This window comes from Chamaesiphon sp. OTE_8_metabat_110, assembly GCF_031382685.1.
GTDB lineage: Bacteria > Cyanobacteriota > Cyanobacteriia > Cyanobacteriales > Chamaesiphonaceae > Chamaesiphon.
Genome location: NZ_JANMZA010000679.1, coordinates 1 through 2,077, shown reverse-complemented (window position 1 = coordinate 2,077; position 2,077 = coordinate 1). Strand labels below are relative to the sequence as shown.

Here is a 2,077-nt window from a genome sequence, read left to right as displayed (position 1 = left end):
GAGGAAGGGATCTTTTTGATATAGACCAGCATAATCGCTAATCCGATCGGTACCCGTCCGCAGTGTAAATAAAATCACACAGGCAAAGGCACCCAAATTCATAAACAAGTAGACGAATAGGTAAAATACCATGCTGGCATAACCAGTCTCCGTACCGATTACCATCCCGATCATCACAAATCCGGCTTGAGCGATCGAGGAATAGCCTAGCATCCGCTTCATGCTCGTTTGTGCTAGTGCGACGACATTTCCCAACACCATACTCAAAATTGCCAGTGCGGTGAACACAAAATGCCACTGCTCGATAACTTGAGGGAAGGCTGTTACCAGCAGTCGGATTGCCAGGGCAAAACCTGCTGCTTTGGAGCCGACAGATAAGAAGGCAACAACGGGTGTGGGCGAACCTTCATAGACATCCGGTGCCCATTGGTGAAATGGTACCGCTGAAATTTTAAAGGCAATCCCCGCAATCACAAATACTAGGGAGACAACTAACCCTAGTGAGATACTTCCATTGGAATTTGCCATCCCAGTGGCGATTTCTGGTAAGGTAGTTTCGCCGCCAGATAGTCCATACAGCAACGACACACCATATAAGAATACCGCCGAACTCGATGCACCAATTAAGAGGTACTTTAAGGCGGCTTCATTCGATCGCGGATCGCGCTTCATGTAGCCAGTCATCAAGTAGGATGAGATACTCAAGGTTTCCAACGACACAAAAATCGTCACTAGTTCGGTGGCTCCCGAAAGTAACATCCCACCCAAAGCGGCTGTCAATAAAATTGTCACGAACTCAGCCAAAGCTGTTCCCGTCTGCTCTACATAGCTAATCGACATCAAGATTGTCACCGCCGCCGAGAGCGCGACAATCCCCCGAAACGCTACACTCAGCGGATCGCTGCTATATGCACCAAAGAAAGCCACGGGATTGGGATTATCCCACTGCAATACCAGCGCCCCGATCGACGTTAATAGTCCACCCACGGCAACATAAGATAGACTGCGGGCTGCACTGCGCCCCAATATCAAGTCTCCAACCAGTACTATTAATAGTGTGGCGATGACGATTCCCTCTGGCAGAATCGCCCCAGCATTTAACTGGATAACTAAATCATTAAAATCCATAAGTATCTAACGTGAGAAGAACCGATCGTCGTCGTGCGCGTAGCTGCTTCTCGATTTTACAGCAATGCTGGATGTTAGGTTAGGTTCTACCTACTCTCGCTGTGGCAAAGTGCAACAATTGATTTCGTTGAGACACACCTTACCCCATTGCAGTGCCCAGCGGACGAGCGCGACACGATTATCGACACCCTCACCAGCTTTTTTGAGAATATTGCTAATGTGGTTGTCTACAGTACGTTTGCTAATTTCTAATCGCGCCGAGATTTCCTCATTAGTCAAGCCAGCAGTTACTAATTCGATTATTTCTATTTCCCGATCGGACATCGTAGCAGGTGTTTGCAGCTTATTATCATCGATCATCATCCCTGCCTTGTGTTATTGGTGTCAGTCAGATTGTGTGTGCTTGCGGTTCGCCAATGGCGAGGCTATCCCAACGATTCTAATCCCTTCATCTACCATGCTGCCACCTCGACGAGCGATCGTCGCAGCCAGCCAATCTTAGCGCCCACTATAGCTATTCATTATGCGCCCACAACACCGGAATTTGGCATAGTAACCAGCACTAACCGGATCGGTAGTGCGATCGGTCAAAATATCGATTCCAATCCCGTTCCTGCCCATTTGAATACCCGAACTGTGAATATAGCGTAACTCGCCTAAATGCAGCGCGACATGATCCGTTTTCTCCGGCGTACCAAAGAAAATCAGATCGCCAGGTAACATCTGCTCGATCGAGACTGGCTCTACAAAAGCTTCCTGTTGATAGGAGTCGCGTGGCAACCAAATCCCCTGCGACGCAAATGCCGCCTGCATCAAACCCGAGCAATCATAATTAGGAGCAACTGTCCCTCCCCATAAGTAATGATTGGATACTGCCATCGCCGCTTGAGTAAAAGCGATAACCTTCGGAATACTCGCAGCAATTGTAGTGCGATCGATCTCCACCGAA

At 48.4% G+C, this 2,077-nt stretch carries 3 protein-coding genes; all 3 read right to left on the bottom strand.

What is annotated here, in order from left to right:
• Positions 1-1,128, bottom strand: a 1,128-nt coding sequence (locus RMO52_RS24510) for an NAD(P)H-quinone oxidoreductase subunit N (protein ID WP_310419615.1), incomplete at its 3' end; no start/stop codon positions are given.
• Between the two features lie 90 nt (positions 1,129-1,218).
• Positions 1,219-1,488, bottom strand: a complete 270-nt coding sequence (locus RMO52_RS24505) for a helix-turn-helix transcriptional regulator (RefSeq protein ID WP_309737792.1) — start codon at positions 1,486-1,488, stop codon at positions 1,219-1,221.
• Between the two features lie 138 nt (positions 1,489-1,626).
• The coding region (locus tag RMO52_RS24500) for a C40 family peptidase (protein WP_310419612.1) at positions 1,627-2,077 on the bottom strand (451 nt) is incomplete at its 5' end.

Bases quoted from the DNA above. Each gene is read 5' to 3' on its own strand.
- RMO52_RS24505 (WP_309737792.1), bottom strand. From the start codon at position 1,488: ATGATCGATGATAATAAGCTGCAAACACCTGCTACGATGTCCGATCGG.